Origin of the sequence: Candidatus Cybelea sp., from assembly GCA_036489315.1 — a bacterium.
In the GTDB taxonomy this organism is placed as follows: domain Bacteria; phylum Vulcanimicrobiota; class Vulcanimicrobiia; order Vulcanimicrobiales; family Vulcanimicrobiaceae; genus Cybelea.
The window spans coordinates 1-5,332 of the sequence record DASXFZ010000027.1; the positions used below are offsets into that span (position 1 = coordinate 1).

At 61.0% G+C, this 5,332-nt stretch carries 7 protein-coding genes; 3 read left to right on the plus strand and 4 right to left on the minus strand.

Features of this window, described 5'->3' with window-relative positions:
• Window positions 1-71 precede the first annotated feature (71 nt).
• From VGG51_06940 to VGG51_06950, 3 genes are all read left to right on the plus strand, one after another.
• Complete coding sequence (locus VGG51_06940; protein HEY1882758.1) at window positions 72-293, plus strand: hypothetical protein; 222 nt, start codon at window positions 72-74, stop codon at window positions 291-293.
• Window positions 294-423: 130 nt separating this feature from the next.
• Entirely contained in the window at window positions 424-930 is a 507-nt protein-coding gene (locus VGG51_06945) for a hypothetical protein (protein ID HEY1882759.1), read from the plus strand.
• 164 nt (window positions 931-1,094) lie between these two features.
• Entirely contained in the window at window positions 1,095-1,802 is a 708-nt protein-coding gene (locus VGG51_06950) for a hypothetical protein (GenBank protein ID HEY1882760.1), read from the plus strand.
• A gap of 85 nt (window positions 1,803-1,887) precedes the next feature.
• Here the strand turns inward: VGG51_06950 and VGG51_06955 are convergent, their stop codons facing one another.
• From VGG51_06955 to VGG51_06970, 4 genes are all read right to left on the minus strand, one after another.
• Window positions 1,888-3,027 (minus strand): hypothetical protein, encoded by a 1,140-nt coding sequence (locus VGG51_06955; GenBank protein ID HEY1882761.1) that lies wholly within the window; start codon window positions 3,025-3,027, stop codon window positions 1,888-1,890.
• A 78-nt stretch (window positions 3,028-3,105) separates the two neighbouring features.
• On the minus strand, window positions 3,106-3,384 hold the full coding sequence (locus tag VGG51_06960) for a hypothetical protein (GenBank protein ID HEY1882762.1): 279 nt from the start codon (window positions 3,382-3,384) through the stop codon (window positions 3,106-3,108).
• 110 nt (window positions 3,385-3,494) lie between these two features.
• Window positions 3,495-3,953, minus strand: a complete 459-nt coding sequence (locus VGG51_06965; protein ID HEY1882763.1) for a DUF2269 family protein — start codon at window positions 3,951-3,953, stop codon at window positions 3,495-3,497.
• On the minus strand, window positions 3,944-5,203 hold the full coding sequence (locus tag VGG51_06970) for a DUF6596 domain-containing protein (protein ID HEY1882764.1): 1,260 nt from the start codon (window positions 5,201-5,203) through the stop codon (window positions 3,944-3,946). The genes VGG51_06965 and VGG51_06970 overlap by 10 nt, the downstream gene beginning before the upstream one ends.
• Window positions 5,204-5,332: the final 129 nt, after the last annotated feature.

A 5,332-nucleotide genomic window follows, 5' to 3' on the forward strand; every position in this document is an offset into this window, starting at 1 on the left:
ATCTGCAATTGCCGCCGTCTGTCGTTAGAGTTGAGGATCTATTGGGAAGAAGGCGCTTCGAGGTATGAAGCATGGCGGATGAACGAACGGTAGTGGTCAACGGAAGCCCGGCTGGACCGATCGCCTGGGTGATCGGCGTGATTGTCGTCGTAGCCGCGCTACTCTTCGTGATGTTCTATTGGCATCCGTGGAACGTGACGACGACGACTAACACCACGACGGTCACACAACCGGCGAATGGCGGCGTACAACAGAAAAGCAACTCGACCTCGAGTTCGAGCTCGGAACCGTAGGTACGGCCTGGGACGGCAGGACGCAGGCCGGGCAGGAAAGCTTGCTCGGCCCCTGCTATAGTCCCCGTACCAAGCGTCCGCCCGAAGGCGGCGGACGACCCAACCGTTGCGTCCATTGAGGAGAACTCGTATGCGTTTTCTCAGCCTGTCGCTCGTATTGATCGCCGCGATGCTCAGCGTTACGGCGTGCAACAGCAAATCTTCGAACAGCTCCGACCAATCCTCGAGCGCCTCGGCTACCAGCGCCTCGGATACCACCAACGCGGCCGCGACCAGCGCCTCCGATATGTCGGGCGCAAGCGCGTCCGCCGCCAGTTCGCCGGCCACCTCCGACAACAGCGCCGCGGCCGGCAGCGAACCCCCCTCGTATCCCGGCGCGGAGACCCAAGCCTCCGGCAGCAGCAGCAATATGGGTCAGAGCGCCGCGGGCAAGGTCCTGGCAACCGACGATTCGTTCGACAAAGTCTATCAGTGGTATCAGCAGAACATGCCGGCCGGCTCGGAAAAGTCGCACATAACCTCGCCCATTCAGAGCGCCGTCTTTACGATCGGCGATCCGGGCAAAGGCCAGACCTCGATAACCCTGACGACCTCGGGCGGCAAGACGATGATTACGATCGCCCACGTCAAGATGTAGATAGTTCTTTGTAGACAAGACCTCCGAGTTTGAAGCGGACTGCCGAGCGCGAAAGCGTGTGCTGATAACGAATCGCGCTCGTGCAGTCTTCATTAGAGGTCTATGGGAGTCCGGTTTAGGATAAAGCAGGTAAGTAACGGCTACGCGCCCGGAGGTAAACTATTATGAAGGCCATCGGTCTGCTGCTCGCAGCGCTCGTCGCGCTTACCGGACAGTCTCCCCCCGCGGGTACGGCGGTGCGGCATCTCGTTTATGAATTCGGTTACAACACCAAGGTCGCGAGCTCCGGAAACGGAACCGGAACGACGACCGTGAGCTTTTGGAAGGCCGCCGATGGCGGTTTGATGGTCAGCGGCACGGATAACTGGTGGAACACGGCGCGGCCGCGGGCCACGAACACCTGCGAGGTCCATGCGAACGGAACCGTCGCGTGTACCGAACGTCCGTACGCGCTGTCGCCGATCCAGCTAACCCTCTTTCCCCTGCTCGGCCGCGCGTTCTTCAAAGAGCTCAATGCTGCCGGCACATCGAGCTGGCAGCAGATCTACGAGGTCAAAGCCGCGCTGCTTCCCGGCGCCTCAGGCGTCGCGAACGCGCTGACGACCTGGAAATGCACCTATACTCTGCACGGTAAGGGGCCGATCCCGAAGGCGCACGGCGCCATCTCCCTCTCGTCCACCGGGATTTTGGAACAGCAGGGCTCGCGCTACCTCAAGGCAAGCTCGAAGCAGAGCATCGCCTACGACCCGACGTACAAGGTGCCACTCGTGGTCAGCGACACCCGAACGCACCTCCCGATGCGCAGCGTGTACAGCAACGATCTGGTCGAACTGAAGCTGATTAAGGACTCGGTCCACCAGCCGAAGACGTAAAGCTTCAGCAAAGAAATTGTGAAGGGCGGACGGCGTATGCCGCCCGCCCTTCGCTTTCGATGCGAGTGAATCGCATCGCGGCCTCTTACCGTTCGAGTACCTGCAGATTGTTGTCGTTGTCGTCGTTGAACCAGATTTTCGTATCCGCCGGCGTACCCGTGGCAACCATGCCGAAGAGCGCACCCGCTGCACCTTTATCGACGTTGCGAACGTCGAGCAGCTTGCCGGCGGGCGAGATCTCGATCATGAGATTCTTGCCGTCCGGATCCAGCGTGTTGCCGGCGACGATGCTGCCGTTGGGCAGAAGCGCGGTGCTGATCGGGCCGTTGAGCGGCTGGCCCGAGTAGACGATCCGCGCGTCCTTAGCGTTTGGCCCGCTGAACTTCATGCCGTTGTCCATCGCCTTGATGCCGCCGTCGGGAATCGAGGAGACGTTCTTGAACGCCACGAGCGTGTTGTTCTGCCCGTCCACAAAATACAGCGTATCGTTGCTCGCATCGTACGCGAGCCCCGACGGCGCGAGCGCGGTTCCCGGCTTGCCGTGGTTCACGGGGAATCCCGAGCCGACGATGTCATAGGTGAACTTGGAGCCGAGGTTGATGCGGACGACCGTTCCCGTTCCCGCGTTGGTGGCGTAAAAGGCCGCCGAGCCCGTCTTCGGCGTGGCGAAGATCTGCCCCCAAGGCTGTTTGAACGGCTTGCCTTTGATGTTTTGGATCAGGTCGCCCATCGTGTCGATGATCGGGTTATCGTTGGCGACCATTGCCGCCGCCCAGATCGTGTCGTTGCCGCCTAGCGCGAGCGCGTCGCAGCCCTTCAACGAGGGAATCGACGAAACGTGCATCGGCTTGGAACCCGGCTTAGGATGAATCGCGACGATCGATCTTCCCGTGCCTTGGACGTTCGACTTGGCGTTGAAATTGCAGACGACCAAATCGCCCTTGGTAAAGTCACCGCTGCTGACTGGAGCGACCGTCAGGCCGTAGGGATTGCCGGCACCGTTGACCGGATCGACGAGCGAACCGATCACGACCTGTTTTTTCAAAGATTTGAGTACCGAACTCGAATCGGGCGAAACGTCGTCAACGGCATTGCGTACTTGCGAAGCTGACGTCTGGCCCGTAGCCGGCGCTACGTTATAGTTGTGTCCGCAAGCGCTGACGACGAGCGTTGCCGCGAGCGCGGCTAAAACGAATCGCGCGGCGCCCGCTCGTGTGTTGAACATCAATGCACCTCAAAATTCTAGTCGGAAGTGGAGTTGTTCGCCACACGTTAATGCTTATGAGTTAAAAAACTCTGAAGCTTATTTCGCCGAATATGCCATGCAGTAGCCCGTTGGAGAAATCGCCCCGTCGACCACCTGGCACGTGCCGTCCGATTTCGCGTCGCTGCCGGGAATGAAGAACTTGCATCCCGCGCATTGCATCGAGCCGTTCGGCGACGATTGATAGTGCATCGCGCTCTTGCTGGCCTTCGACGAATCGGCTGCGGCGACTCCGCTCAGCGTCGCGGCGAGCGCCGGTAGGAGGACGAGACCTTCGAGAAACGACCGCCGGTCCGGGCGGTGGGATGCGTTGGGCATCGGGAACCTCCGTTTACTACGGGTCGTTGCGATCACGATACCGGCAACTTCTGAAGAAAGCCTAAACTTCAGACTTTCTTTATAATTTCGCCGGCGGAGGCCGACCCTGATTAAAATGCGGGCAGTGACGGTTTGAGAATCATCAGAACGAAGGCGATGACCGGGAATAGCAGGGCGATCGTGCCCCAAACGTTCCAGTTTTTCGAGAGCCGATCGTATTCTTCGAAGTTCCCGCCGTGCGCAGCCCGTGAGAGCTGACGCTGTGTGCGCGAGAGCGGCCCGAACGCGACACCGGAAAGAAAAAAGGCGACGAGCCCCCACAAGAGCCATCCCGTCGAGAGAATCGGAATGCCGCCCACGGCGGCGGCGCCGAAACCGCCGATAAGCAACAGCAGAATCCCCGGAATCGTGAAGAAACGATCGGCGGCGATGATGCCGTCGACGGTCGTCGCCATGACGATTGCGTTGCGAGTCCTATCGGCGAATTGCTTCCAAAACACGCCCACCGTGATGTTGCCGAGAAAGAGGACGACTCCGGCGATGTGGACGAGCTTGAGGGTTAAATACATGCAGCAACGCGCTTTTCTAGGAAGCGGCGCTCCTCCTTGTTTCGAGCCAGTGCGAGCGCGGCTTCGAAATGGCGGCGAGCGCTTGCAGCGTTGCTGCATCGCAGCTCGAGCTCGCCGCGAGCCGCGTGATAGAACGGATACTCTTCGAGCCGTTCGCGCATTGCGATCGCTTCGATCGCCTCAAGGCCGCGGTGCGGACCGCTGCGCTGTGCGAGACCGATCGCGCGATTTAGCGCGACGACCGGCGATGGTGCGATCGTCATCAGCGTATCGTAGAGCGAAACGATCTCCTCCCAATCGGTCGCTTCGAAGGTCGGCGCACGCGCGTGCGAGGCCGCAATCGCGGCCTCAACGTGAAAGCGGCTAATCGCGCAGCCCGTCGCAGAGCGTTCGAGCCAGGCCTTCCCCTCGGCGATCATCGCGGCATCCCAGCGGGACCGATCCTGTTCCCAGAGGGAGTTGAGATTGCCGGATGCATCGAGCCGTGCCGGCAGCCGCGCGCCATCGAGATACATCAAGGCGCAGAGCGCGTGGGTTGCCGGCGTCGCGCCAAGCGGATGCGCGGCGAGCAGGCGCACCAAACGGATGGCCTCGCGGCAGAGCTCGGCGCGCACGACCTGCGTTGACGATCCGTGATAGCCTTCGCTAAAGATCAGATAGAGCGCGCGCTGCACCGCCGGCAGCCGCGCGGCAAAGTCCGCACGATCGGCGATGTCGAAGAGCGCGCCGGAACTTGCGAGGCGCTGCTTTGCACGCGTCAACCGCTTCTGCACGGCGGCGTGCGTGCTCATGAACGCGCTCGCGATTTCGCTCGGTCCGAATCCGCCGGCGAGCGCGAGCACGAGCATCACCTGCGCGGCTTCGGGAAGCTCGCGCCGGCAGCACGAGAAGATCACTCGTAATTCGTCGTCGGCGATGCCGACCGGGTCGAAGACCTCGTCGACTGCCGGGGCCAGCGTCCACTCCGTTTCGAGCAGACGGCCGAGGTCCGGTGCGAAGGTTCGAGCCGTTCGTTCTCGCCGCAGAAGATCGAGCGCGCGATTCTTCGCCGTCGTCATCAGCCACGCCGACGGATTTTCCGGTATCCCGCGAAGCTTCCAGACCTCGAGCGCGCGGCAGAAGGCGTCCTGAACGACGTCTTCTGCCAATCCCAAATTGTGAAGACCGAAGAGGCGCGTCAGCGCCGCCACCATGCGCCCCGCCTCACGACGAAAAAGACGGTCGCTAGGAGCCTGTCGGGTTATGCCCATTTTCAGATTTGGCGCCGAATTTTGTTCGAAGACGAGGCGCGATGAGCGACAAAAGCAGCGCTTTGCGAGCGAAGAGCAACGAAGTATTCGGGCAAAAGGCGGCCCAAAGATGAGAATTTGGCATAACCC

What these genes read in the sequence shown, in the direction of transcription:
- VGG51_06945 (HEY1882759.1), top strand. Translation starts at nt 424, where the DNA reads ATGCGTTTTCTCAGCCTGTCGCTCGTATTGATCGCCGCGATGCTCAGC.
- VGG51_06960 (HEY1882762.1), bottom strand. Translation starts at nt 3,384, where the DNA reads ATGCCCAACGCATCCCACCGCCCGGACCGGCGGTCGTTTCTCGAAGGT.
- VGG51_06965 (HEY1882763.1), bottom strand. Translation starts at nt 3,953, where the DNA reads ATGTATTTAACCCTCAAGCTCGTCCACATCGCCGGAGTCGTCCTCTTT.
- VGG51_06950 (HEY1882760.1), top strand. Translation starts at nt 1,095, where the DNA reads ATGAAGGCCATCGGTCTGCTGCTCGCAGCGCTCGTCGCGCTTACCGGA.
- VGG51_06955 (HEY1882761.1), bottom strand. Translation starts at nt 3,027, where the DNA reads ATGTTCAACACACGAGCGGGCGCCGCGCGATTCGTTTTAGCCGCGCTC.
- VGG51_06970 (HEY1882764.1), bottom strand. Translation starts at nt 5,203, where the DNA reads ATGGGCATAACCCGACAGGCTCCTAGCGACCGTCTTTTTCGTCGTGAG.
- VGG51_06940 (HEY1882758.1), top strand. Translation starts at nt 72, where the DNA reads ATGGCGGATGAACGAACGGTAGTGGTCAACGGAAGCCCGGCTGGACCG.